The organism is Vibrio sp. SS-MA-C1-2, from assembly GCF_021513135.1.
Lineage (GTDB): Bacteria > Pseudomonadota > Gammaproteobacteria > Enterobacterales > Vibrionaceae.
In genome coordinates this window covers 302994-327815 of the sequence record NZ_CP090980.1, presented here as the reverse complement: position 1 = coordinate 327815, position 24822 = coordinate 302994, and the positions used below count along the sequence as shown (strand labels likewise).

Below are 24822 nucleotides of genomic sequence, written 5' to 3'. Positions count from 1 at the left end.
ATTTAAGATGATGAATAAAACAACACTCACAATCGCACTATTTTCACTCATGCTTACAGGCTGTAGTTCAACAGAGAAAATTTACGCGAAATACGACACAGGGGTCTGTGTGGTGGACTCTCAAGCAAAACAGATTGTTTCAAATGTTACGACAGAGTTGATACCGATTAAAGCACCAGCGGTAAAAGTGCCAGCAAAACCCGAATGGCCAGAAGGGATCTTTTTTGAGCTGAATCAGGCAGAACTTGATCAACAAGATAAACAGCAGCTCAATCGGTATGTCGCTGAACTAAAAAAATACCCAGAGAGCAGCATTATGGTGATCGGTTACGCCGATGCCCGAGGCGATCGCAGTTATAACGATAAACTGTCACTGCAACGAGCAACCCACGTCGGCCAGTATCTGACTCAGCAAGGGATTGCATCCCATCGTATTCAAACCATGGCAGCAGGAGAACGTTATCCCATTAAGCAAGCGGGGAAGGTTGCTGACTACGCTAACCATCGCCGCGTTCAGTTGCTATTGACCGACTTTAATCAAGTTAACCGTGAACAATCAAACGTTAATCAACGAATTAAATAAGCAGGGAGTAAAATGATGTTAAATAGCCAAAATCCATTAACTGCCAGCTTATTGTCCCGTTGCTTGCAATCTGATCGTTTACCCTCTGCTCATTTTCAAGCTAAGCGAGTCGGGAATAGGATCTCTCCCTTGATGACTTCGCTGTTAGTGATGGCGTTGCTGATCTTCTCTTTTATGGCTCAAGCGGCATTACCAGCCGGCACTATGATCAAAAACCAAGCTGCGGCAACCTACATCGACAGTGCGGATATTGCTCATCAGATAGAATCCAATATTGTTATTACAGAGATTCAAGAAGTATATGGTGTCGAGGTGACAAATGATGGTGCGAGTTATTATCATATTCCAGCCAACGGGGGATTCGGAGGTAATACAGAAGTCTCTATTCCTCACTCGATTCAGAATTTAGGTAATACTAGCGATAGTTATACGATTCTTTGTGAAGATATGCCTGTTTTTATCTCAACGGCAATACTTTACCGTGATATAAATAGTGATGGCCTCCCTGATGATAAAAATAGCCCTTTGTTAAGTTGTGCTGGAGGGGCGGCTACGTCGTTAAATTTTGGTCCTCTTGCTCCTGGTGAAAAAGCCAATCTTGTCATGAATGTGCTCAGTAATAGCAATTCAGGGGTGGAGAAATACCAATTAACGGCGACCAGTGAGACTGATACGAACATTTTTGATTCCGCTCAAACAGAATTAAATATACTCAATACGGCAATGATTTATGTTAGCAAGTCAATTACTCCAGCCATAGGTGTTTCTGGGAGTGGCGAGCGTTATCGCTTAATGTTTACTTATACAAATGTATCAACTGTAGACTTTATTGATTTTATTGGGACATCAGCCCCATCCAATGTGTATATTATGGATTATCTTCCATCGGGTATGCAATTAAATCCAGTCATAGATGGCGAACCATCATCCGGAGCACATATTAAATGGGCAATCAATGGTGTTGATCTTCCAATCGTTATGAATGAACACAAGCCTTCACCTACTGGAAACATCAATATTCAAGGGAAAATAGATGATACGAATAGTGACTATCATGAGAGTAATTTTGACGCAACTTTTAATCACGGTGATAATTCATTAATATTGACACTTGATGGCTTAAAGGCAGGAGACTCTGCGACATTTAGTGCAGATATTGTCATTGAAGAGGGGACGCCGGCTGGTATCCTTTATAATGAAGCAACATATGCCTATGCTAATACCTCCGGTTTTGGGGGGCCTGATTGGTCTTCGCCTATGACAACCAACACCGTCCCTTTTGTCGTCCTTGGTGAATATAGCGTTATCGCCAATAATGGAGGAGGCATTGATCAAGGTACTTGTCAGGGTTCTTCATCTTCATCTTCATCTTCAGGTTCATGTCGTTTGCCTACCGAGATCACCCCATGTGGTGACGCCAGTGGCAGTACATGTACTACAGATGATGGTAGCAACTTTGATAATGTGATCATTCATGGCGCCCAACAAGGACAAACCGTTAAGTTCAGTAACTATTTTTGGAATACCGGTGCGCAAGCAGACACCATTAATTTAATTTTTGATTATGTAACTGGTCTTCACTCAGACTTAAAAACAGCAGGTGCTATCGTCGCCTTCTATAAAAGTGATGGCGTGACACCACTGCTAGACACCAATAATGATGGCATTATCGATACTGGGCCAATCCTAGGTTATGGTGAACTTGATTCGACAACACCAAAGTGCCCAGATAATCAGGTGCTCAGTAGTGATACTCCTCAAGCGTATTGTGGTTATCAAATTATTACGGCTTTAACGCTACCAAATAGTTATGCCACTAATGAGGAAATTATTGCGCTGACTAAATCGGCGCAATCTGTGGGTGATCCTAGTCAGACTAACTCAGTCAATGATATTTTGTATCAGGTTGAAGAAAGTCGCGTAGATTTAACTAATAACTTTGCAGTAACTGATGCTCAATGTGATCAAGAAGACTCGACACCGAATGATGGATTTAGCTGTGGAAAAGGTGCGGGTATTACTACTTCGCCAGTCACTACCATTACCACGGAAGAGGGAACAACAGTGACATTTACTTTATTTGTCAATAACACCTCGGGTATTGCCGATGGTTATGATCTCTTCTATAACACAACGAATAGTTTCCCCGCCACAACGCTTCCTGCTGGTTGGACGATTAAATTTACAGATGGGGCAGGTAAAACAATAACAGATATCCCGATTCTTGCTCAAGGTCAGAGCGCCAAAGTGAAAGCTTTCATTACCATCCCTAATGGTGTCGATGATGGTGATTATCCAATCTACTTCAATGCAACGTCTCATCTTACCGGTCAATCAGATACAAAATATGACCAAGTCTCGATTAAGAATGTGAAGTGCCTTACACTGCAACCTGACCAAAAAGGTGCCGCCTTTGGAGGGGGCTCCATAATGTATAAACATACCTTAACCAATCCGCTTGATGCCAGCGTCGATTTCAAAATCACATTGGTTGAGGATCAAGTTAACTTCTTTAACTCAATGGTTTATCTTGATAGTGGTAGTTCAGGAAAAGATGAAGAGTTTGATGGAACCGACACATTGATCGCTTATCAGGGATCACCATCGGGGAGTCTTACGATTCCAGCTCACAGTTCAAAGGTATTATGGGTCAGTACCATGACCAGAACTCAAACCCCTGTAGGTACGGTGAATACAGCCACTATCACGGCTAACCAATTAAACCCTGTCCTCACTGCTGATTGTAGCGCTCCAAGCGTGACGGATGTCACGGTATTAAGTAATACCAATATGCGGATAGAAAAGCTACAAGGCTTAGATGCAAACTGTGATGGAAAAATAGAGGGGGGGCTTTTGTTAAAACAGGGCTAAACATTATGCCCAAACAGTGTGTTATCTATCAGCTAAATGCAGCAAACACAGCCATCGATGATGCGTATAACGTCAAAATCATGGATCTTGCGCCCGATTATACCTTCTTCCGCAGTGAAAATGGGTTGCCATCCATTTCTCACCCGCAAGGCAGTATCAATGGTGGTCGCAGTGGCAGTGGTCAAATTACAGGCCTTGTTAGCAGTCCCGTCGCTCCCGGAGAAGTTGTCACATTAACATTTATGTTAGAGGTGGAATAACTCATATCTCCTTCATACTTCAAGCTGATCATGGCGTTGTTGTTGGTATATACCCTTCATACTTCGCAGATTCAAGCTTGAAGTTACTATACCCTTCATACTTGAAGTTGCTAGGCTAGGTTTATAACAAGAATGGCTGTCTTCGTTCGCCCCATGAATATAGAAAACCTATACTCATGGGGCCTCATTCACTTGCCGCCTACTAGCAACTCCAATTATTTTAGGTATATATACCCTGATTATTCTAATTTTCTGCTCGAACCATTTATTAATGCTTAACTTTAAATCCTCTTAAACGGTTAGCATTGAGTACGACCGTGATGGAAGAGAGCGCCATGGCGACACTACCAAAGACAGGGCTAAGTAAAATCCCAAATACAGGAAATAGAATACCGGCGGCAATCGGGATCATCAGTGTGTTATACATAAACGCCCAGAACAGATTTTGATGAATATTGGTCATTGTCGCTTTCGACAGTGCCACCATATCCACAACCGACGTTGGGGATGAGTTAAGTAGCGTCATTTGTGCATTCTCTATCGCCACATCTGAACCACTTCCCATGGCTATGCCAACATCGGCAGACGCTAACGCTGGGGCATCGTTGATTCCATCTCCCACCATCGCCACTTTATACCCTTTTTGTTGGAGGGCTTGAATATGTTGTGCTTTTTGGTCGGGTAATACTTCTGCGATAATCTCATCGACACCAATAATGGCGGCAATTTTTTTAGCGACGGTTTGGTTATCTCCCGTTAACATTACCACGCGTAAACCTTGGCTTTTTATCTTCTGTACCGCGTCTGCTGCATCGTCTTTTATCGGGTCTGAAACCGCAATAATACCGGCTATTTTACCATTTTTAGCCGCTAAAATAGGAGTCCATGCTTGCTCTGTATATTGCGTCAGTTTCGGGGTTGTCTCCGTTAAATCGATAGCCCGTGAGTTCATTAATCCGATCGAACCCACTAACCAGTTATCGTTTGCAGTGACAGAATGGTTGATTGCATGATTATCGGAATCGGTATCTATATTAGTATCGATATTAGTCTTCGCGATTGTTGCTTCAACACCCTGACCTCGTAAGTTATTAAACGAGATTAGAGAGCTGGCTTTAATTTTTTGCTGTTCCGCATATTGGCAGATCGCCTTCGCCAATGGGTGTTCCGACCCTTTTTCTATGCCGTAAATATGTTCAAACAGTTGTGCTTCGGTTAACTGTTGATCGAATACCGTCATGTTCTGTACCGTCGGTTTACCTTTGGTTAATGTGCCGGTTTTATCAAAGACTAAAGTATCTATTTTACTTGCAGTCTGTAAGACATTGGCGTCACGAATTAAAATCCCCATCTGAGCCGCGTTACCGATTCCTGCGGTGATCGATAGTGGGGTCGCTAAACCTAGGGCGCAAGGGCAGGCAATAATCAGGACAGAAGTGACCACGATCAACACATAACTTGATGATGGCGTTGGCCCCCAAATTGCCCAGATAATCCCGGTGATTATCGCAATCAAAATGACAATCGGCACAAAGACCGAGGAGATTTTATCTGCCAATTTAGCAATGGCGGGTTTGCTGCTTTGTGCTTCACGAACCAGCTCAATGATCTTCGCGAGCATGGTATCGCTGCCAACACTGCTGGCTTCAATAATTAAGCTACCATCGCCATTAACGGTGCCGGTTGAGACTTTCTTTCCTGCTTCTTTCGCAACACTCAGTGGTTCACCGGTTAGCATCGACTCATCGACATAGGAGTGTCCTTCAAGTACGGTTCCATCGACAGGAATCTGCTCTCCCGGTTTCACACGAACTCGCATACCTTCAATAATTGAGGCGATCGGTTGTTGCTGTTCTTTGTTGTCGTTATCAATAACCGTGGCGGTTTTCGGTTGTAGCTTGACCAGTGCTTGTAATGATTTGGTCATTTTGGCTTTGGAGTAAGTCTCAATATAATGACCCAATGAGATCAAACCGATAATCATCACGCTGGCTTCAAAGTAGACATGACGGGAAGTGGCAGGGAACATCTCTGGAGCAATCACTAAAATCGCCGAATAGATCCAAGCTGCGCCTGTCCCTAATGCGATAAGGGTATCCATGGTAGCATGTTTATGTTTTAAGGCTTTCCATGCATTTTGGTAGAAGTACTTACCGACCGTTGACATAATTGCTAAACAGATTAGCCCAATCACCCCCCATATCAGTTGATCGCTGATATTACGGATCATCATATTACCGCCGCTTAAGCCCCAAATCATCATCAGGCCTCCGGCAATTATTCCCCAGATAGCGGCACGTTTATGGTGTTTTAGCTCTTTCTCTATCGCTTCTTTCTGTTGCTGTTGTTGACTATTTAAGTTCTGTGTCAGCGTGGCGCTGTATCCCGATTGACTGACTGAGGTGATAAGCTGTTGAATCAACTCATCATCGATATGATCGGCATTGATCGCTGCGGTTCGCTCGACTAAGTTAACGCGGGCATTTTTGACGCCTGTCACTTTGGTAAAGGCTTTTTCTACACTGGCGACACAACTTGCACAACTCATGCCACTGATATTGAAATAGAGGGTATCTGCTTTGGTGTTAGTTTCTGTTTCAGGTTTTTTCTTGTCTGTGGTGGTTGCACTTTTATCCGTTTTTTGTTCTGTTTGTTGTGCTTGTGCTTGTGCTTGTGCTTGTGCTTGTGCTTGCAATATGTCAGCGTCTTGCTGCTGAGAATATGAGATAAAATAGACGTGATAATTTAACGCTTCGATCCGAGAAATAACCGTTTGATGAGAAAGGGATGAAATTAACGTTAAGTCGGTTTTTGTTACGGTCCGTTGCTCAATATCCGGATCATTTTCAAATACGGCGTTTACTTTTGCGACACATTTGCCACAACTTAAACCTGACAGCGAGTAATGCGCCTGTTCTTTAGCATGAAAGCCTGCAGAATTTACCGCTTGAATAATTTCTTGGCTATCTAGAGATGCCCAAATGGTGAGCTCAGAGGTAGTTAGTTCGATAATTTCAATGGTGCTGGCTTCTGAGGTATTGAACATCTCTAATTGAGCGGTTAACTTCGCGACACATTTTTTGCAGCTTAATCCAGTGAGTTTAAAATGGTATGTCCATCCAGCCTGAAACTTCAATGTTTCAATTTGCGAGATGATCTCACGGGTTGCAAGTTCGCTATTGAGTCGTAATTTTTCTTTACTGATCTCAATTAATTCAGTGGTTGGGAGTGTTGTCACTAGATCGGTGACTTTTTTTACGCAACGTTGGCATGAAAGTCCACGTAATTGTAGTTCAACAGTACTCATTTCGAGTCTCCAAAATATTGATGAAATCTATTTTTAGTCTGATTCCATTTATTATTCATTGGGTTATTTTACATGATATCAGCCATTAATATCCCTATACCTTTCATACTTGAAGTCGCTAGACTAGGTTTATAATAATAATGGCTGAAAATAAATTAAAGATTAACGTAATTAGCCAAATAGTAGCATTAAAATCAACATGATCACGAGCATAGAGCCAACGACTTTTAACATTAAGCCAATATCATTTGAACCGCCATTCGGCGCTTTATTACAACAACTCATTATCTGTTCCTATTTTACTTCTGGTTTCATTTATGGGTAATGATGATAAGCGAAGTCGTGCCATCATTATTGATTAAAAAGACGGATCTATACCCAAAGTAATTGGAGTTGCTAGTAGACGGCAAGTGAATGAGGCCTCATGAGTATAGGTGCACTATATGATTGGGGCGAATGAGCGTAGCCAACAACCTAGCAGCTTCAAGTAAGAAGGGTATATCCTAGGACAAATAAAATGGCAGGCTTAGTGATGGGGTAAATTGGTATGTATACCGTTGTTGGACACTCAACATTTACATTCTATTTAACCAACATGAATATGAAATCTTAGATCCCTGATTATTTGTAATGTGATCCCCATAAGTTATCCAGTTTATTTAGAGGTAAAGATAGCTTTGATTCAAGCTGCTGATAGCTATAAGCAAGCTTGATTTGATGCAGGTCGTTAAAGTCTTTAACGGTGAGATTTGAACTTGTAAGGTCAAAATTTTTAGCTTTCACTTTAATGAGTTTATTATCGGGCTTTTGGTTATTTAAAATAAGTTGTCTGAGTAAAACCTGTTTGCCTTGTTCAGCTAACATGGAATAGCCTAATACTTCTAACTGATAAAGTGCTTGAGCATGAGTGATACCATGAACTTTCTCTCCGGCTAAAAAGTGATCATTGTTGTCGTAGTGGATATCCTGGGTACTTTGGTTTACTGCGTATTGATAGATCCATTCGCCTTCAAGTGCATTTTGTTGTTCTATGGCTAATGTTGAGTCAGTTAATGGGTGGTTACGATAATCGTCTATACCGGCATATCGATTCCCTCTATCTTGCTGGCAATTGATAATTAATGAAGCGACATTCTCAACTTGCTTCATAGTCACTTTATTCCCTTGTGCGGCAGTTAAAAAGAGAGCGCCATAAATAGTGCCATGACCAGAATGAGAAAGGTTTGTTGTGCTGATTTCTAATGCGTTTAATATCGGTGAAAAGTCATCGGTATATTGATCTAATATATGTTCAAACGTTAAAATCTCATTTTTATATTGGTCTGATATTTGATCTAATCTCTTATGTAAGGCGGCTTTGCCACTTTCAGATAAAGTCTTGCTATTCAGTAACTCCGAACCGGCAATTAATGCGGCTCCAATATGCCCACCAAACCATCCATTCTTTTCATTTTCAACAACACTGGCTAAAGCATTGATCCCTTGCGTCATGTGTTTATTCATCGATTAAGTTCCTTTTTATTAAAATTAATGATTAACAATAAAATACAAGTTAAAGTTAACTTTAAGTCAAGGCTGATTTTAATCTGTTGGACTTAAGTTTGAGAAAAGAACAAATAAAAGAGAGTTAATACAAATATACCCTTCATACTTGAAGTCGCTAGGTTGTTGGCTGTATTCGTTCGCCCCAATCATATAGTACACCTATACTCATGAGGCCTCACTCACTTGCCGCCTACTAGCAACGACAATGACTTTGAGTATAAGATGTCATTAAACAAACAATTCCACGAATAAAACAGAATTCTTTTAGTAAGTTAACCAACTAGGACGGTTATGTCAGGATTAAAAAAAGAGATCACCTTACTGGGTGGAATAGGACAGATGTCAACAACCCTGCTAGGAACAGGGCTGTTTATGGTGCCAGCGATTGCCGCAACCATTGCCGGTGAACAAGTATTATGGGCGTGGTGGCTCTTAATTATTGCTATTTTTCCAATTGTTATCACCTTTGCGGCATTAGGCAAGCGCTACCCCAATGCAGGTGGAGCATCCTATTTTGTTCGACAAGCTTTTGGGTCTCGACTAGAAAAAGCGATTGGGATTCTCTTTCTTTCAGTTATTCCTGTTGGTGTTCCTGCCGCGATTGCTATTGCTGGTGGTTTTGCTCAACAAATTGCACCAACACTTTTAGCGACACCACTCATTGCGCAATTGGTCATTGTCGTATTGCTGATGGGGGTTAATTTTGCCGGAAGTCGCTCCTCGAGTCAGTTACAGACATTGATTGCGATGGGGATTGTATTATTGGTGATACTGTTTGCTTGGTATGGTGATATAGAAACGCATGATTTACTGCCACACACTTCCCCTACAGACTCTTTTTTACCCATTATGGATGCGATTGCCATTATGTTCTGGTGTTTTGTGGGTATCGAGGCATTTGCTCATATGGGAGAGGAGTTTAAGCGCCCCGATCGTGATTATCCTATTGCGATTATTGTTGGTTGTTTGGTGGCTGGAACCATTTATTATTTATTTACTACGGTTGTGTTAAAGCATCATGCTTATGGTGACGAAGCATTAAATACCCTATCTGTTCCTTATTTAGCGAATATTTTCTTCGGTTCTCAGGTGACTTGGTTGATTAGTGTGATTGGTTTTCTCGCCTGTTTTGCAACCATTAATTTATATACTCAAAGTTTAGCAAGAATGATTTGGGCACTGGTGCGTGAATATCGTCCAACAAGTAAAGTGGCAACGCTTTCTCGTCGTGGTGTTCCTGTCCGTGCGACCTTAATTGTTGGTGTGACATTAGCGCTCTCTTGCTTATTTGGCGAGTTTTCTAATATTGATATTGAGCATTTTCTTGCGTTAGCTAATGGCATCTTTGTGGTGATTTATCTATTTGCGATGTGGAGTGCTTTTCGTTTATTAGCGGGCTTTCAGCGTATTCTTGCATTTATCTCATTAATTATCTGTCTGTTGGTTTTAATGTCGTTAGGGTTTGCGACCTTATATGCCCTTTTTATGTTGGGATTGGTTTGGTTGGTTATACCTAAATATGCAAGATAACGTTAATTGGATTGATTAACCTCAACCACATTTTATATCAATGTCATGTGATTGAGGTTTTTGCTTTGACGAGTGGATTAAAATAGTAGTTGAGTGAGATTTTGTGTTGTTGTTTTAGCGGCTTCAACCGTTACTGGTGTGTAGTGTTGATAAAACATAAAGCCACTCTCTGCATTCTCATTAATATTTTTCGTGTCAATTAAGTCGATGTTGTCTGGATCATCATTGTTAGCGACACAGGTATAAGCAATTGAGTAATTGCCTGCACCGACTGATGGGAAGTAGTAATCAAACTGATCAAATTCGCCATCATTGTTTGTATCATGACCTAGAATATTGGCAATGGCGACAGGTTTGCTTAAATCGCTTTGTTCTGTTGTGTCGTAAGCATCGCCCATCATACTGCGATCCATCTCACCCGCATAAAGATAAGCAGCGTGAACAAACTCGTCACCTTCAGTTCCATTGATCATAGATTGAGTATCATTGATACAAGCACTCATTTGTTGCTCGGTAATCGAGCCTGTAATTGAACCCGTTGTTCCAAGGTTTGTTAACTGAACGGCAGTCGGTTTTAATTTAAATAGGTCTTGCCCTGTCGGTTTAGTTAATCCTTTACGTAGATCAAAGTCGACAAGGAAAGAGTTATAACCACTATTTATTGAGAAGGTTTTATTGAAGAAAAGACGACCAGTATTCTCACCTTGAGGCTTAATTCCTGAGCAAGATCCTTGATTCTCCACAACTAAAGGAAGAATGCCATCATCAGTATCAACATAAGAGCGGTCTGTTGCACCCGCTGTTACACCATTTTTAACATAGAGACACATAGTGTAATCACCAATAGGAACATCTAAGCTTGAAATGATTGTTTCGTAATTCTCGCCTTGATATTGCAATAAATCTACTTGCTTTTCATCAAATGTATTAATGTAGAAAGGTTTACGGCTTTCATCGTTTTCGGATGAATTATCTTTTACAGGGACAAGCACAATTTCTGAGAAAGTGGTGACAACATGATTCGCTTGATCAACAGGAGCATCGGAAACATTGAGGGTAAAGGAGCCGATTTCCTGTGTTGAATTGTTTGTAGAAGGGGATGATGAACTAGAAGAATTGCACCCTGATAATAAAATAGAGGTAGTAATTAAAGATAGAACTAATGTTAATTTTTTCATTATGAAACCATATTTTTAGATTTTGGTTAATTTACCCTTTTTTATCTAAACTTATGTCACTAAATTGTGTGTGTAATGTCAGAAGAATATTAAGGACGACTCTTGGGTTGGGAGTTGTTCTTGATATATACCCTTCTTACTTGAAGTTGCTAGGTTGTTGGCTACGCTCATTCGCCCCAATCATATGGTACACCTATACTCATGAGGCCTCATTCACTTGTCGCCGACTGGCAACGACAATGACTTTGGATAGAGTATTAACGCTTAATCAAAGTTGGCAATTTAAAACCAATTAACATCATCACGAAAAAAATTAAAATATCGCTGTTTTCGCCGATCATCGAGAGTGAAGAGGCGACAGGACCTGGACAAATCCCCGCTAATCCCCAACCAATGCCAAAAAGTGCTGCGCCAATGAAGAGTTTTTTATCGATGATTTGAGAAATGGGTAAATTAAAGGTCTCTGAAAATAAAGGTTTTTTCTGTTTTTTAATAAAAATAAGATAAGTCGGCGCAAAGACTAACAGTGCCCCACCCATAACAAAAGCAAGGTCGGGTTTCCAATCCCCTGCAATATCTAAGAAGCCGATAACATTGATGGGATCAACCATGCCAGAAATCACCATGCCCATACCAAAAAGAAGGCCTGATATTAATGCGGTAATGAAAAACATAATCTGTTCCTTAATTAAGAATATGAAGGCGGATAAAAACGGTGATTGCAGCGACGATCATAAAGGTGATGGTGGCAACCATGGAACGAACCGAGAGGCGACCCATGCCACAAATTCCATGTCCACTGGTGCAACCATTGCCTAATTTTGTGCCAATGCCAACCAATAATCCCGCCACCGCAATTAATAGGGTAGAGCCTGAGTAACTCTCTGGAATAGAGTAAAGTCCACCTTGGTCAATCATCACAGTAACTTGGTTAATAATAAAGCCACCTAAAATCATGCCGAGTAAAAAGAGCATTCGCCAAGCCTTGTCGTTTTGGGGAGCAGATTTAGACGGTAGAATACCTGATAAGATCCCACTGATCCCCGCGATCTTGCCATTTCCCCACAACAGTAATACGGCTGACAGTCCTAATAAAATTCCGCCAAATAGGGAAGCCCATGGAAAAGTAAATGACATAATAACTCCTAACTTTCGTTATGCGGACAATATAGATCCTGTAATTGTTGAATTAATATCACCAGTTTTTGATCGGCGAGTGAATAAAAGACTTGTTGTGCTTCTTTGCGTGCCGTTACTAACTGTTTCTTTTTTAATACAGTTAAATGTTGAGAGAGTGCTGACTGACTCAGTACTGAGTTTGCTTGTAATTGACTGACAGGAACTTCACTGCCAATGAGCTGACACAACACCATCAACCGTTCGGAATGCGCAATGGTTTTAAGTAACTCTGCAACAACGGCAGAGTCTTGTCGCATTTTATTTAAATCCATTATTTGACCTCTGTTTACGGATTAGACTTTGCTAATCATACGATGCTCTTTATTTTAGTCAAGACTAATTTAGTTTTCTCTAATTCATATTTTACTAATTTAAAAAACTCTAATTTAGAGTTTACTAATATATAGTTTTGTTCTATTCTTGATCTATTGTTAACCTTGGAGAGGATTCTGGAATGAGCAAGATTGTGATTGTCGGTGGTGTAGCTGGTGGGGCTTCTGCTGCAGCAAGAGCGCGTCGATTGAGTGAAGAGGCTGAAATTATCATGCTTGAGAGAGGAAATTTTGTCTCTTTTGCAAACTGTGGTTTACCTTATCATATTGGTGGTGATATTCAGGAACGTAGTAAATTATTACTTCAAACACCTGAAAGTTTCCTTGCCCGTTTTAATGTTGATGTTCGAGTCAACAATGAAGTGGTAAAGATTGATAAAGAAAATAAAACAGTCACCGTTAAAAATTTGATTGATCAGAACGAGTATATTGAATCTTATCACTATCTTATTCTCAGTCCGGGTGCTGCACCGTTCATTCCTAACATTGAAGGAATATCTAATCCATTAGCCCACTCTCTCCGTAATATTCCAGATATGGATCGTATCTTAGATCTGATTAAATTAAATAAACCTAAACATGCGACGGTCGTCGGTGGCGGTTTTATTGGACTTGAGATGGTTGAAGCTTTCCATCAATTAGGTATTAAAACCACCTTAATTGAAATGACAGATCAATTAATGACTTCGGTAGATAGGGAGATGGCGGGATTTGCGCATGCTGAAGTTAAATCTAAAGGGGTTGATTTACGTTTAGGGGTTGCCCTTGAAGGTGTTGAGTATCAAGAAGCCGATCGCAGTGCGGATCTATTTTTAAGTGATGGTAATAAAATCAGTACCGATCTTATTATTATGGCCATTGGTGTAAGAGCAGAGTCTAAGTTAGCAAAAGAAGCGGGTTTACAACTGGGCGAACTTGGCGGGATCTTTACTACAGACTCAATGCAGACCAGTGATCCTTATATCTATGCGGTGGGAGATGCAATCGAGGATAGAGATTTTGTCACAGGAGAGGCTGGATTTGTGCCATTAGCTGGACCTGCAAATAGACAGGGTCGAATGGCGGCAAATAATATCTTTGGTCGTGATGAAACTTATCAAGGAACTCAAGGCACGTCGATTGTGAAAATCTTTGACTTAGCGGTGGCATCGGTAGGTAAAAATGAGAAATTCTTAAAACGCTCAGCGATCCCGTATGAAAAGGTGTATGTTCACACTGCTAGCCATGCCAGCTATTACCCCGGTGCTGAAGTTGTTTCGCTAAAAATACTTTTTTCTCCTGAAAATGGCAAGATTTTAGGGGCGCAGGCTGCAGGAAAAGATGGCGTTGATAAACGAATAGATATTTTGGCTGTCGCACAACGCGCAGGGATGACCATTGAGCAACTTCAACATTTAGAACTAACTTATGCGCCGCCTTATGGTAGTGCAAAGGATGTGATTAATCAGGCGGCTTTTGTTGCCAATAATATATTGATGGGAGATCTAACACCGATTCATTTTGATCAAATAGATCAGTTAAATGAAAACCAGCTTTTACTGGATGTTCGTAATCCGGGTGAGCTAGAGAAAATTGGTTATATCGAAGGTGCGGTTAATATCCCTGTGGATCAACTGCGCACAAGAATGAGTGAATTGCCTAAAGATAAAGAGATTGTTATTTACTGTCAGGTTGGGTTACGGGGTAACGTTGCTTATCGTCAATTGGTTAATTCAGGTTACCAAGCCAGAAACTTAATCGGTGGCTATCGAACTTATCTGTTTGCGAAAGCCTAAACTCTTCGTACTTATAGTTGCTAGGCTAGGCTAGGCTAGGCTAGGCTAGGCTAGGCTAGGTTTATAACCGTAATGGCGACATTCATTTGCCACGACTAGCAACGCCAATTACTTTGGCTTATACCCTTCATACTTGAAGTCGCTAGGTTGTTGGCTGCACTCGTTCGCCCCAATCATAGAGTACCCCTATACTCATGGGCCCTCACCCACTTGCCGCCTACTAGCAACGCCAATTACTTTGGGTATATATATTATTTCCACTTTGGAATTAAAGAGGCTTTTCCCGTACTGATTAAATTTAATACTACCGGTGCGAAGATTGCGCCTGCTAACATACAAATTGCATTAATCATCTTTTGTACGTCTTGTGTTGCGCTATATAGCCCAAATTCGTCAAAGGCACTACTAATAAAGCTTGCACCAATAATGATCAGAAAAATCATATAAAATTTTCGTGAGAGTCCATTCATTCGTTTTATTTTTTAGTTAATAAAGAGTGCCACCGAGTATACAGTAAAAACCCTATCTTTAGCTGAATTTATACCCTTCATACTTGAAGTCGCTAGGTTGTTCGCCCCAATCATAGACTACACCTATACTCATGGGGCCTCACTCACTTGCCGCCGACTAGCAACGCCAATTATTTGGGGTATAATTATTTGTCGTGCTTATTTTTTTGATAACTCGACATGGATTACCAACAGCAACACTATCACTCGGAATATCTTTATTGACTACACTTCCTGCACCGATAACGACATTATCGCCAATCGACACACCCGGTAGTATTGAGACATTTCCACCAATCCAGACATCATTGCCAATTGAGATTGGAGAGCCAAACTCCGTGATTTGACGTTCAATCGGATCGATAGGGTGACCTGCAGTTGTTATCATGACATGAGGGCCAATAAGGACATTATCCCCTATTTTTACTTCACAAACGTCTAGAATAGTGAGATTGTGATTGCTATAGAAATTATTACCTACATGAATATTAAAACCATAATCACAATAAAAGTTAGGTTCCATATGAGCCTCACCCTGAAAAGAGAGTAAAGACTTTACTATTTTCATACGTTCGGTTAATTGAGTTGGATCCGCCATATTAAATTGATGGCAAATCGATTTCGCTCTCATTCTATTTTGAGTTAGTTCATCATCCCAAGCATTGTATGCCAGACCCGCTAACATCTTTTCTTTTTCTGTTTGGTTGTTCATCATCGCTTCTTATTTATTATACTCTTCATACTTGAAGTCGCTAGGTTGTTGGCTGCACTCGTTCGCCCCAATCATAGAGTACACCTATACTCATGGGGCCTCACTCATTTGCCAAAATCATATTACTTTTCGTACTTTTTTCATACCAATAACTCCAATTGTTTTTAGTTTAGTCATTGTATTATTGAGCTTTTATACTAAATAAGGGAAGAATTAATTTAATTTTGTAATGTAATTTCATGTATTTTAAATATTGTTGGCTATATTAGTTAGACACGAAACAGATACTGTTTCAGAGCCAATAAATTTACGGTAATAACTCCTTTTTTGGCTTAGTGATTTAACCATATTTATAATAAAAGAGAAGTCATATTATGAAATTAAAAACGTTAGCATTCGTTGCAACAGCATTCATCTCTTGTAGTACCCTTGCGGCAGAAGAGTCTTCAAAAGATCCACTGGTCTATGTGGGTGGTTCATTCGGTACAACTGAATTTGATCAAACTGGTTGGGGATCTGATGATTGGTCTTCATATGGTGCTTATGTTGGTACGGGTATTTTACCTGTTGTTGATATTGAAGCGGGCTATCAGAATTTTGGTAACTTCTCTTCTTACGATAGTAATTCAGATGCAGAAACTCTATATCTTGCCGCTCGCGTAGGTATGAGCCTTGGCCCGATTGGTGTTTGGGGTAAAGCGGGTGTGCATAGCTTTAGTTTGAATGATGTTAGTATTTCAGATCAAGCTCAAAATATCGATGAAGATGACACTGATTTTATGTACGGTATTGGTGCTAATTTCTATGCAACGGATCATGTCGCCGTGGGTGTAAGTTATACTATTTTTGAGCTTGGTGACTACAGCAAAGTTAATGTTGCTGCCGCAACCGTTACTTTTAGCTTTTAATTGAGTTTTCTGAGTAGATGATGAATAAAACAGCCACTTTTCTTTTATTATCAGTGCTTTCTTTTGGCTCTTTTGCAGCCAATGAAAGTGGAATGATGACACAAAAATCCAATGAAATTGCGATGGGAATCGGTTTTGATCGAGGTCTTGGCGGTATTATTGAATATAAAAAAAATAAAGTCTCATTTGGTAATGATGGAATTGCTTACGATTATCGCTTAGCAACTGCACCTATTGGTGATGATAGCCATTCTGTACTTTTTGACTGGTATATTGGTGTTGGCGGCTGGGCTGATTGGGATGATGGTTTTGGACCAAGAGTACCTATTGGTATTGAAGCTGACTTTCAAAATAATTTGAGAGCTTATTTTCAGGTCAATCCAGGTGTTGATTTAGAGTCAAATGTTGACTTTGATGTTTCAGCTGCATTTGGCGTTACTTATCGTTTCTAATCCGTAACTTCATTTCTACTTGAGAGTGTCTGTGTAATATACGCAAAGTCATTGGCGTTGCTAGGTTGTTGGCTTCACTTGCCGCCTACTAGCGACTCCAATTATTTTAGGTATATAAGTGAGTTTCGATATATCAATAAGTCAACTCTCTGTCAATTAGTGATCATAATGCAGCGTAATTGTTATTGTTGTGTTATATTTTATTTGTATTTTATCCAATTCAGTTGACGGATTAATAGAGTTGGCGCATTAAAGTTGAATATGCTGCATTTTATTTTATTAAAATGCAGCTTTTTTATGCATGAGTGTATTACAGCTCAATAGCAACCGTTTTTGGATCAAAGCCGCGTAAAATATTACTGAGGGTAATAAAGGCAAAAATAACAATAATAAAGGAGAGATGCCAAGCTTGATTTAAGCCTAATTGAACCAAAATAAGGCTAACAATAGAAGAGACAATCATTTGACCTCCTCCCGACATTGCAGCCGCGACGCCAGCTTGAGTTTTGTACGGTTGCATAACCATTGCCTGAGCACATGGAAGGGCAATACCATTACCTAAGATCATTAATAATTGACCAAGCATCATGAAAATGGGCTCTACTGGAGCAAAAAATAGCCAGATTGCAGCACAAACATGAAGAATTGGGGTGACTAATAACATTCGCTTTGTACCGATTTTAGGTCTGACACGGTTACAAATATTTGTGCCAATAAACATACCAATAGCTGGAATCAAAGCCCACATTGCATAAGTATCTGATGTCATTCCTATCTGGTTCTGCATAATGAATGGCATGACGGAAACGGTGGTGATCATCAGACTGAAATTAAGCCAACCGATAGATGCAAAACTGATAAAGTACCGAGAAGAGAGTAATTGACGGTATTGTATATATATCTCTTTTGCTGATGGAATCGCTTTTTTTTCTGAAACGGTCTCTTTAAATTTAACCGCAATCACCAACCAAGCCATTAATACGTAGCCAAAAAGAGAGATAAAGATAATTAACCAATTAAAGTGATAGTTAATAAACCCCCCAATAACAGGGGCTAACATCGGTGTTATCGACGCAGTCATCGCAACATAAGACATCGCTATGGGTAGTTCTGCTCCGTTGAATCGATCTCTGATTGTTGCTCTTGCAAGCACTGCACAGCAGCCTGTTCCTAAGCCTTGTAAAAAACGGCCTAATACAACATTATAAAAATGCTGATGAAAAAAGATGATTGCCAGTAAACCTAATAATGCGATTAATAGTCCGAATAAAAGCACTTTTTTTCGGCCCAATGAGTCGGATATTGGACCATAAAGGAATTGTGATGGGCCAAAGCCAAGAAGGTAGACACTGATAAGAAGTTGAGCATCATCTATTGAGATATTAAAATCTTTCGCTATCCAAGGTAGAGAGGGGAGAACAAGCCCCATACTGAGCTGACCAACACTAATAATTAAACAAGCAAGCAGGATCGAACGAAAACGGAAGGCTGGCATGATGAAAAGTAGCTTATTGTGAAAGTAATTCGCACTAAGATACTGAATAATAAGTAATCATGCAACCTGGTTTTTCTGTATTTAACTTTGATTGATTAAGAGTAGGGTAACTCAATGGGAAAGGGAAGATCTATAATTTATAATAAATGTGCCTATTTTGTCATATTTAAAGTCGAAATATACCTAAAGTAATTGGCGTTGCGAGTAGGCGGCAAGCGAGTGAGGCGCATAAGTATAGGTATTCTACTTTATTGGCAGAGTATTTTATCTTTATCAATAATGTCTGAGATCATTTCTCTTGCAATATTTAATGAATTTTGGCTACTATTTATTTGTAATGTTGCTAAAACACCATTAATAATTAAGCAGATCTTTTCCGACTTTAATTCTGAGTTTTTAATGTTATGTTTAATTAATAAATCCGCGAATAGTAATTTTGTTTTTTCTTTATATGTTTGACAAGCTAGAATAACTTGTTGATCTTTATTCCAGTATTCACTGTAAGCCAGTTGGAACGGACAACCGTTGAAGTTATCATTTTGAGCACTCGTTTTGATAGCATTAAAATAATAATCAATCTTTTCGGAGAGGTTAAGGTTATCTTGTTTAAACACATCGTGTATTGTCTCCAGAAAACGAGTTCCGTTAATATCTAATGTTTTTGCAATCAGCCCTTCTTTGCTCTTGAAGTACTTATAAATGGTTGCTTTTGATAGACCTGTCGCCGCCGTTATTTTATCCATACTGGTACCATGAAAACCATTAGATGCAAATAGTTCTAAAGACTTATTTAGAGCAAGTAATTCTTTTTCTTTCATTTTTAGACTCCCAGATGGAAAATAGACTTAATATTCTAAACTAAACTAATTAGTTTATCTAGCTTGACAGGCAATAACATCTCCCCTAGACTAAAATGAACTAATTAGTTTATTCTTCTATAATGGATTAGCCTAGTTGATAATATTTGATTTTATTATGGCATTTATTGTGCAAAGGAATTTCACGTTAATAGGGATGTGATGATATGAAAGGTGTAATTGGGACCATATTTTTGTTCCTTCTATTTACCAATTCAACGTTAGCGATCGAGCTAGATATGGATAAAGAGAGTTATTTGAAAAGTATTTCTTTGTTGAGTGGTTTTCAGAGAAGTAACTCAATAAATAGTGTATTTGATGAATCAGCACCCATCATAGATAAAAGTTATTTTTTTGACCAGAAAGTCGATGAATATGAATTATCAGCTAATCAAACAGCATCGACAAGTCAAGATAAGTTAACTGTTCAAACTTCGGCTAATGAAGCACTTAACCAACTTGATCTAAGTATTGATCAATGTCTAAATCGCTTAGATCAATCATCAAAAAATATGTCGAATAATCACCATTTGATGAGGATGAGTGCAAAAATCAATAACACATCAAATGACAATCAGTTTGAGAAAGGGAGTCATTTTTCAAATAATATCGATATTACAAATAGTATTTATAGACGTTTTAAATTTTAAAATATGAGGCATCATTCATTTGTCTATGAATACCTTCAATGACATTAGGTCTATTATACCCCTCATACTTGAAGCTGCTAGGCTGTTGGCGTCGCCCGTTCACCCCAATCATATAGAACCTCTATACTCATGGGGCTTCACTCGCTTGCCGCCTACTAGCAACTCCAATTATTTTAGGTATATTAAGGTAATTATTTTGGCAGATCGCGAGTTTCCTCATGACATTGAGGCCGGTTAACAAGGAAAGTCTTTTTATGAAAAAACGAACTATTGTACTATTATTTATCTCTCATATCGCGGTCACTATTATTGGTTTTGCAGGCGGAATTTACGCTTTACCAATATTAACAGCTCCTGAAGCACCGACGGAGCAGGCTGTAAAAAGTGCGGCTAAAGATGCAAAATATAAAGGAAATTTTGTCAAAGATCTTCAAGATAGTGATGGTTTTCATTGGGGAGAAGGTGTTGTTACCATTGATTCTTCTGTGATTACATTCAAGGGAGAGTTAGCACCTGGACCCGATTATAAAATTTATCTCTCACCTGATTTTGTAGAAACTGAAGCTGACTTTAATCAGTTAAAATCAACAATGGTGAAAGTCGGAGATGTAAAAACCTTTAATAATTTTATTGTTGATATTCCTGAAACAATAAACCCTTCTGATTACACTTCCGTTATTATTTGGTGTGAATCCTTTGGGCAGTTTATTACAGCAGCAAAGTATCAATAACATTATTTATAAATATACCCTTCTTACTTGACGTTGCTAGGTTGTTGGCTACGCTCATTCGCCCCAATCATATAGTACAACTATACTCATGGGGCCTCATTCACTTGCCGCCTACTAGCAACTCCAATTACTTTGGGTATATACCTTTAATATTTGAAGTTGCTAAGTTGTACAGGTATAGGCACAGGTTACCGATTAGCAACTTCTATTATTTTTGATATGAATTGAGACTGACTTCAATCGATCACTTCTTCACGTACTTTGCGGTGATCATCATTTCTATTCCACTATCTAACTTACAGTCTAATTGATGATCTTTTCCTTCAATGATGCGTCTAATGACCGCTTTTGTGCCAATTTTAATTACGTTTGAACTGCCTTTTATTTTTAAATCTTTTACCATGGTGACTTTATCACCAGTTTCAAGAACGGTACCATTAATATCTTTTACTGCATTTGCCTTTTTTTGAGCTTCGAGTTCTTCAGGATTCCACTCATAAGCACATTCAGGACAGACAAGGTTGTTTTGATCTTGGTAGACATATTCAGATTGACAGTTTGGACAAGAAGGAATAGACATGCTGTATTGCTTTCATATAAATAAGTGATGGCAACATGTTACTGTATCTTCTCTGTGTTAGCGAATTTATACTGCTTATTTCCTACCTAATCGCGATTTCTACATTTAAAATAATTGGCGTTGCTGGTAGGCGGCAAACAAGTAAGGCTCCATGAGTATGGGTGTACTATATGATTGGGGTTATACCCTTCAAGCTAGAAGGGTATAAACATCATTTAAGATAATTTATCTAAAATAGATGAAAGCCATTTAGGTAGGGGTATAGACTCGGGTACAAACAAGAACAGGAATGCAGAGAAAGCAATCGAAGCTAAAAGATCTGCAGGCCAATGCATGCCTAACCAATATCGACTAAATCCAACACCGGTTGCCCAAGTCATAAGAATAATCAGTGGAATAAATTTACGGTGACTTAATAAAAACCCGCCCCAAAATAGCACACAGCTAGCTACAAAGATTGTATGGCCTGATGGGAATGAATAGTTCATGCTGTCTTTCCAACTTTCTACTCGCCAATGGTTAACTTGCCCTTTAACATTATCAATTAGCATTGTTTTTTCTTCGTCACTAGACTGATAAAATTCTGCAGGTGAAGAGACGACATGCATTTGAGTGAGCGCCTCTGTATATGGACGCGGAATCTCAGTCGTTGCTTTCAAAACAACCTTAGCACTGAATGCCAAGACTAACAAAATAGCAAATCGAACCCAAAGGGTAAAACACTGCTTAAGTGTCAATCTCATTAGCAATGGAATAAAACAAAGTAAACTAACTGGAATCAAGAAAAAAGGCGAACCAGCGGAATTAGTAAATAAATGATAGATAAAACCACTTGTTTCACTAGAAGGTACGGTAAGATTAGGTTTTTCAGTGAAGAAAAGGAGTAATGATAAAGGAATAAGAAACAGGATTAACGCAATATAGTTTGTTATTTTTTTAGATATAAAATTGTTTAGCATATGAACTTATTATTATTGAATGATATAACGGATAGAACAATTATAGCAACAAGACCAAAATAAGTTCGGTTTGGCAAATAAATGAATTGAGTAATAAGATTCCAAAAATCGGCTGTAATAATAATATATTTCAAATAAAAGAAGGGACTACGTAAAAAGTAGCCCCGATAAAATAATTTTAAACTTTTTGCTCAAGAAGGCTATGCAGTCGCTTTCTCATTAAAAATTGCGATAGTTTCTGTTAATACTTTATCGCCTTTCATCATGCCGTAATCCATCATATCGATAACACCAACATATTTGTTTACGGTATCAGCAATTGCTTGTAGTTCAGCTTGCTTAAAGCGCACTTGAGGGCCAAGTAAGAAAATATCGTAATGGTCTAAAGAATCTGTAAAGGTATCAACAGGTTGAGCATCAATCTCTACCTCAATGTTGTTTGCTGTTGCGTGAGCTTCCATTTTTTTAACAAGCATTGAAGTAGACATGCCAGCAGCACAAAGTAGTAAAATTTTCATCATAATTCCTTATACAACCATCGGTTGGTTAATAATATTGGGTTATAGTATTTATCTTCAATCTAAATTTATTAATTTAAATCTATCAATTCAAACTTATCAATTTAAACCTATAGCCACTATTTAAGCGATTTACTATAGCTTTGAACAAACAAGTTTATTCTGCTAATAATGCATTATTTATCAAATTCGAATAGACAAATATTTATTACCAGCCCTTATTTAAGTTGTTCTTATCATCTATGAAAAAAAATAACGTTACAAATCAAAAATTGAAATTTTGTGACGCAACCGAGATATTTTATTTCGCGATGGAAATAAATGAAACTTACGCGCTAAGTTGCTTATGGTTATGGCTTTTATAGTTATATTTTGTAATAGATAAAATTAATTTGCGAGCCAAATCTCATAATTTGAGCTCAATTTACAAGTTATTGTGATGGTGCTCATAAATTCTTAAAACCAGAATGTAACCGGTTTCTGTAATCGGTTACATTTGTCGTCAGTGAATTAAACTGACAAAATGAATTTTAGGGATTGAAGAAATGAGTACGACAACAGCAACACTTCAAAACTCCATCATGGAGAGAGTCAATAAGGCTTTACCAACTATATTGAAATTTGTTAACTCAAAACCGATTACCGCAATTAAAGAAGGTTTTATGTTAACCATGCCATTAACGGTAATCGGTTCTATCTTCTTACTTCTCGCTTTTGTACCGATCAATGGCTATAACGAATTTATGACAGGCATCTTTGGTGCAGAATGGGCAAAGCCTCTATTTCAAGTAACTGGAGCTACTTTTGATATTCTTGCTTTAGTCGGTGCATTTGGTATTGCCTTTACTTATGTTAAGTATGAAGGACATAACGGTATTAACGCGGGTATCTTAGCGATTGTTTCTATGCTAATTGTAATGAATGCCTTTGTTGTTGCACCAGATGGCACTCAGGTTGGTGGGGTGATTCCTAAAGCCTTCTTAGGGGGAAAGGGATGATTGCAGCGATTCTTATCGGTTTAGCAGTCGGTTGGATCTACTCTCAGATACTAAATCGCAACTGGGTTATTACATTACCAGACAGTGTGCCAGAAGGTGTTTCGAATGCCTTTAAGTCTCTAATTCCTGGTTCAATCATTATTACTTTAGCTTTCTTAACTTATATTTTCTTTGATGTTGCTTTTGATAAGACGTTTATTGAAACTATTTACTCAATCGTTCAAACACCATTACAGAACATGTCTGATTCTTTCTTTGGTGTTGTGGCAATCGCATTACTTATCTCGCTATTTTGGTGGTGTGGTGTTCATGGTCCTGTTCTTGTGATGGGTATCATGGGACCAATCGTCACGGCAAACTCACTGCATAACCAAGCGTTAATCAATGCGGGTGAAGTTCTTGTTGCTGGCGGAAATGCAAAAATCGTAACGAACCAATTTATTGATCAGTTTATTACTGTGGGTGGCTCAGGTCTAACCTTTGGTCTTGTTTGCTGTATGGTGATGTTTGCTCGTTCTAAGCAGTATAAGCAATTAGGTAAGCTTTCATTTATCCCGGGCATTTTTAACATCAATGAGCCAGTTATTTTTGCAACCCCAATCATCTTTAACCCAATCATGCTGATCCCATTCATCTTAGCGCCCGTGACTTCAGCGGTAATGGTTTACAGTGCCATTCAATTTGGATTTGTTGGCCCATTCTCGGCGGTACAGGTTCCATGGACAACTCCAATGGTATTGAGTGGTTTCATTGTCGGTGGTTGGAGTGCGGCACTGTTACAGATTTGCGTGTTCTTAATGACGGTTTGTGTCTACTACCCATTCTTTAAGTATCAAGACAAGATGGCAGTACAAAACGAAGTTGCTGAACAATCTTAATATTAAGAACTAAAA

Annotated in this window: 22 protein-coding genes and 1 pseudogene; 10 read left to right on the top strand and 13 right to left on the bottom strand. The window is 39.0% G+C overall.

Translation table 11 applies throughout. The annotated features are described in order from the left end of the window. The first annotated feature begins 7 nt into the window (after positions 1 to 7). The 3 genes from L0B53_RS01525 to L0B53_RS01515 are packed head-to-tail and all read left to right on the top strand — an operon-like array spanning position 8 to position 3714. Positions 8 to 583, top strand: a complete 576-nt coding sequence (locus L0B53_RS01525; protein WP_235059548.1) for an OmpA family protein — start codon at positions 8 to 10, stop codon at positions 581 to 583. A 12-nt stretch (positions 584 to 595) separates the two neighbouring features. Next, entirely contained in the window at positions 596 to 3454 is a 2859-nt protein-coding gene (locus L0B53_RS01520) for a hypothetical protein (protein WP_235059547.1), read from the top strand. 5 nt (positions 3455 to 3459) lie between these two features. Continuing rightward, the gene (locus tag L0B53_RS01515; protein WP_235059546.1) at positions 3460 to 3714 is read left to right on the top strand and encodes a hypothetical protein; all 255 of its coding nucleotides are present in this window, start codon (positions 3460 to 3462) and stop codon (positions 3712 to 3714) included. Positions 3715 to 3982: 268 nt separating this feature from the next. On the opposite strand, the gene L0B53_RS01510 is transcribed toward L0B53_RS01515, so the two are convergent. Further along, positions 3983 to 7021 carry a heavy metal translocating P-type ATPase gene (locus L0B53_RS01510; RefSeq protein WP_235059545.1) on the bottom strand — a complete coding sequence of 1013 codons (3039 nt, stop codon included), beginning with the start codon at positions 7019 to 7021 and terminating at the stop codon, positions 3983 to 3985. Positions 7022 to 7642: 621 nt separating this feature from the next. Beyond that, positions 7643 to 8524 carry a hypothetical protein gene (locus L0B53_RS01505; RefSeq protein WP_235059544.1) on the bottom strand — a complete coding sequence of 294 codons (882 nt, stop codon included), beginning with the start codon at positions 8522 to 8524 and terminating at the stop codon, positions 7643 to 7645. Positions 8525 to 8857: 333 nt separating this feature from the next. Between L0B53_RS01505 and yjeH the strand changes: the two genes are divergently transcribed. Continuing rightward, positions 8858 to 10096, top strand: a complete 1239-nt coding sequence (yjeH, locus tag L0B53_RS01500) for an L-methionine/branched-chain amino acid transporter (protein WP_235059543.1) — start codon at positions 8858 to 8860, stop codon at positions 10094 to 10096. A gap of 77 nt (positions 10097 to 10173) precedes the next feature. On the opposite strand, the gene L0B53_RS01495 is transcribed toward yjeH, so the two are convergent. The 4 genes from L0B53_RS01495 to L0B53_RS01480 all read right to left on the bottom strand — a co-directional run bounded on the left by L0B53_RS01495 (position 10174) and on the right by L0B53_RS01480 (position 12725). After that, a complete protein-coding gene (locus L0B53_RS01495) occupies positions 10174 to 11274 on the bottom strand; it encodes a DUF4382 domain-containing protein (RefSeq protein ID WP_235059542.1) in 1101 nt (366 codons plus the stop codon). Between the two features lie 257 nt (positions 11275 to 11531). Next, on the bottom strand, positions 11532 to 11948 hold the full coding sequence (locus tag L0B53_RS01490; RefSeq protein WP_235059541.1) for a YeeE/YedE family protein: 417 nt from the start codon (positions 11946 to 11948) through the stop codon (positions 11532 to 11534). Positions 11949 to 11958: 10 nt separating this feature from the next. Further along, positions 11959 to 12411: a YeeE/YedE family protein gene (locus tag L0B53_RS01485; protein WP_235059540.1), complete on the bottom strand. Its 453-nt coding sequence runs from the start codon at positions 12409 to 12411 to the stop codon at positions 11959 to 11961. Between the two features lie 8 nt (positions 12412 to 12419). Further along, positions 12420 to 12725 carry a helix-turn-helix transcriptional regulator gene (locus L0B53_RS01480; RefSeq protein WP_235059539.1) on the bottom strand — a complete coding sequence of 102 codons (306 nt, stop codon included), beginning with the start codon at positions 12723 to 12725 and terminating at the stop codon, positions 12420 to 12422. Between the two features lie 182 nt (positions 12726 to 12907). Between L0B53_RS01480 and L0B53_RS01475 the strand changes: the two genes are divergently transcribed. Then, positions 12908 to 14560 (top strand): FAD-dependent oxidoreductase, encoded by a 1653-nt coding sequence (locus L0B53_RS01475; RefSeq protein ID WP_235059538.1) that lies wholly within the window; start codon positions 12908 to 12910, stop codon positions 14558 to 14560. Between the two features lie 251 nt (positions 14561 to 14811). On the opposite strand, the gene L0B53_RS01470 is transcribed toward L0B53_RS01475, so the two are convergent. Beyond that, entirely contained in the window at positions 14812 to 15003 is a 192-nt protein-coding gene (locus L0B53_RS01470) for a hypothetical protein (RefSeq protein ID WP_235059537.1), read from the bottom strand. Between the two features lie 184 nt (positions 15004 to 15187). Then, positions 15188 to 15781 carry a sugar O-acetyltransferase gene (locus L0B53_RS01465; RefSeq protein ID WP_235059736.1) on the bottom strand — a complete coding sequence of 198 codons (594 nt, stop codon included), beginning with the start codon at positions 15779 to 15781 and terminating at the stop codon, positions 15188 to 15190. Between the two features lie 374 nt (positions 15782 to 16155). Between L0B53_RS01465 and L0B53_RS01460 the strand changes: the two genes are divergently transcribed. Continuing rightward, positions 16156 to 16689 (top strand): porin family protein, encoded by a 534-nt coding sequence (locus L0B53_RS01460; RefSeq protein ID WP_235059536.1) that lies wholly within the window; start codon positions 16156 to 16158, stop codon positions 16687 to 16689. Positions 16690 to 16706: 17 nt separating this feature from the next. Next, a complete protein-coding gene (locus L0B53_RS01455; RefSeq protein ID WP_235059535.1) occupies positions 16707 to 17141 on the top strand; it encodes a hypothetical protein in 435 nt (144 codons plus the stop codon). Between the two features lie 310 nt (positions 17142 to 17451). Here the strand turns inward: L0B53_RS01455 and L0B53_RS01450 are convergent, their stop codons facing one another. Continuing rightward, positions 17452 to 18636, bottom strand: a complete 1185-nt coding sequence (locus tag L0B53_RS01450) for a multidrug effflux MFS transporter (protein ID WP_235059534.1) — start codon at positions 18634 to 18636, stop codon at positions 17452 to 17454. Between the two features lie 248 nt (positions 18637 to 18884). After that, positions 18885 to 19454, bottom strand: coding sequence for a TetR/AcrR family transcriptional regulator (locus L0B53_RS01445; protein ID WP_235059533.1), 570 nt, complete (start codon positions 19452 to 19454; stop codon positions 18885 to 18887). A gap of 206 nt (positions 19455 to 19660) precedes the next feature. On the opposite strand from L0B53_RS01445, the gene L0B53_RS01440 reads away from it, so the two are divergent. Then, positions 19661 to 20143: a hypothetical protein gene (locus tag L0B53_RS01440; protein ID WP_235059532.1), complete on the top strand. Its 483-nt coding sequence runs from the start codon at positions 19661 to 19663 to the stop codon at positions 20141 to 20143. A gap of 254 nt (positions 20144 to 20397) precedes the next feature. Continuing rightward, positions 20398 to 20874 (top strand): DM13 domain-containing protein, encoded by a 477-nt coding sequence (locus L0B53_RS01435; RefSeq protein ID WP_235059531.1) that lies wholly within the window; start codon positions 20398 to 20400, stop codon positions 20872 to 20874. A 244-nt stretch (positions 20875 to 21118) separates the two neighbouring features. Here the strand turns inward: L0B53_RS01435 and L0B53_RS01430 are convergent, their stop codons facing one another. From L0B53_RS01430 to L0B53_RS01420, 3 genes are all read right to left on the bottom strand, one after another. After that, positions 21119 to 21454 (bottom strand): zinc ribbon domain-containing protein YjdM, encoded by a 336-nt coding sequence (locus tag L0B53_RS01430; protein ID WP_235059530.1) that lies wholly within the window; start codon positions 21452 to 21454, stop codon positions 21119 to 21121. A 215-nt stretch (positions 21455 to 21669) separates the two neighbouring features. Next, on the bottom strand, positions 21670 to 22413 hold the full coding sequence (locus L0B53_RS01425) for a phosphatase PAP2 family protein (protein ID WP_235059529.1): 744 nt from the start codon (positions 22411 to 22413) through the stop codon (positions 21670 to 21672). A 200-nt stretch (positions 22414 to 22613) separates the two neighbouring features. After that, positions 22614 to 22934, bottom strand: a complete 321-nt coding sequence (locus tag L0B53_RS01420; RefSeq protein ID WP_235059528.1) for a PTS sugar transporter subunit IIB — start codon at positions 22932 to 22934, stop codon at positions 22614 to 22616. 542 nt (positions 22935 to 23476) lie between these two features. On the opposite strand from L0B53_RS01420, the pseudogene L0B53_RS01410 reads away from it, so the two are divergent. Then, positions 23477 to 24807 (top strand): annotated as a pseudogene (locus L0B53_RS01410) (PTS sugar transporter subunit IIC). Positions 24808 to 24822 lie beyond the last annotated feature (15 nt).

Excerpts from the sequence above, each read along its gene's own strand:
- L0B53_RS01525 (WP_235059548.1), top strand. The coding sequence starts at position 8 with ATGATGAATAAAACAACACTCACAATCGCACTATTTTCACTCATGCTT.
- L0B53_RS01520 (WP_235059547.1), top strand. The coding sequence starts at position 596 with ATGATGTTAAATAGCCAAAATCCATTAACTGCCAGCTTATTGTCCCGT.
- L0B53_RS01515 (WP_235059546.1), top strand. The coding sequence starts at position 3,460 with ATGCCCAAACAGTGTGTTATCTATCAGCTAAATGCAGCAAACACAGCC.
- L0B53_RS01510 (WP_235059545.1), bottom strand. The coding sequence starts at position 7,021 with ATGAGTACTGTTGAACTACAATTACGTGGACTTTCATGCCAACGTTGC.
- L0B53_RS01505 (WP_235059544.1), bottom strand. The coding sequence starts at position 8,524 with ATGAATAAACACATGACGCAAGGGATCAATGCTTTAGCCAGTGTTGTT.
- yjeH (WP_235059543.1), top strand. The coding sequence starts at position 8,858 with ATGTCAGGATTAAAAAAAGAGATCACCTTACTGGGTGGAATAGGACAG.
- L0B53_RS01495 (WP_235059542.1), bottom strand. The coding sequence starts at position 11,274 with ATGAAAAAATTAACATTAGTTCTATCTTTAATTACTACCTCTATTTTA.
- L0B53_RS01490 (WP_235059541.1), bottom strand. The coding sequence starts at position 11,948 with ATGTTTTTCATTACCGCATTAATATCAGGCCTTCTTTTTGGTATGGGC.
- L0B53_RS01485 (WP_235059540.1), bottom strand. The coding sequence starts at position 12,411 with ATGTCATTTACTTTTCCATGGGCTTCCCTATTTGGCGGAATTTTATTA.
- L0B53_RS01480 (WP_235059539.1), bottom strand. The coding sequence starts at position 12,725 with ATGGATTTAAATAAAATGCGACAAGACTCTGCCGTTGTTGCAGAGTTA.
- L0B53_RS01475 (WP_235059538.1), top strand. The coding sequence starts at position 12,908 with ATGAGCAAGATTGTGATTGTCGGTGGTGTAGCTGGTGGGGCTTCTGCT.
- L0B53_RS01470 (WP_235059537.1), bottom strand. The coding sequence starts at position 15,003 with ATGATTTTTCTGATCATTATTGGTGCAAGCTTTATTAGTAGTGCCTTT.
- L0B53_RS01465 (WP_235059736.1), bottom strand. The coding sequence starts at position 15,781 with ATGAACAACCAAACAGAAAAAGAAAAGATGTTAGCGGGTCTGGCATAC.
- L0B53_RS01460 (WP_235059536.1), top strand. The coding sequence starts at position 16,156 with ATGAAATTAAAAACGTTAGCATTCGTTGCAACAGCATTCATCTCTTGT.
- L0B53_RS01455 (WP_235059535.1), top strand. The coding sequence starts at position 16,707 with ATGATGAATAAAACAGCCACTTTTCTTTTATTATCAGTGCTTTCTTTT.
- L0B53_RS01450 (WP_235059534.1), bottom strand. The coding sequence starts at position 18,636 with ATGCCAGCCTTCCGTTTTCGTTCGATCCTGCTTGCTTGTTTAATTATT.
- L0B53_RS01445 (WP_235059533.1), bottom strand. The coding sequence starts at position 19,454 with ATGAAAGAAAAAGAATTACTTGCTCTAAATAAGTCTTTAGAACTATTT.
- L0B53_RS01440 (WP_235059532.1), top strand. The coding sequence starts at position 19,661 with ATGAAAGGTGTAATTGGGACCATATTTTTGTTCCTTCTATTTACCAAT.
- L0B53_RS01435 (WP_235059531.1), top strand. The coding sequence starts at position 20,398 with ATGAAAAAACGAACTATTGTACTATTATTTATCTCTCATATCGCGGTC.
- L0B53_RS01430 (WP_235059530.1), bottom strand. The coding sequence starts at position 21,454 with ATGTCTATTCCTTCTTGTCCAAACTGTCAATCTGAATATGTCTACCAA.
- L0B53_RS01425 (WP_235059529.1), bottom strand. The coding sequence starts at position 22,413 with ATGCTAAACAATTTTATATCTAAAAAAATAACAAACTATATTGCGTTA.
- L0B53_RS01420 (WP_235059528.1), bottom strand. The coding sequence starts at position 22,934 with ATGATGAAAATTTTACTACTTTGTGCTGCTGGCATGTCTACTTCAATG.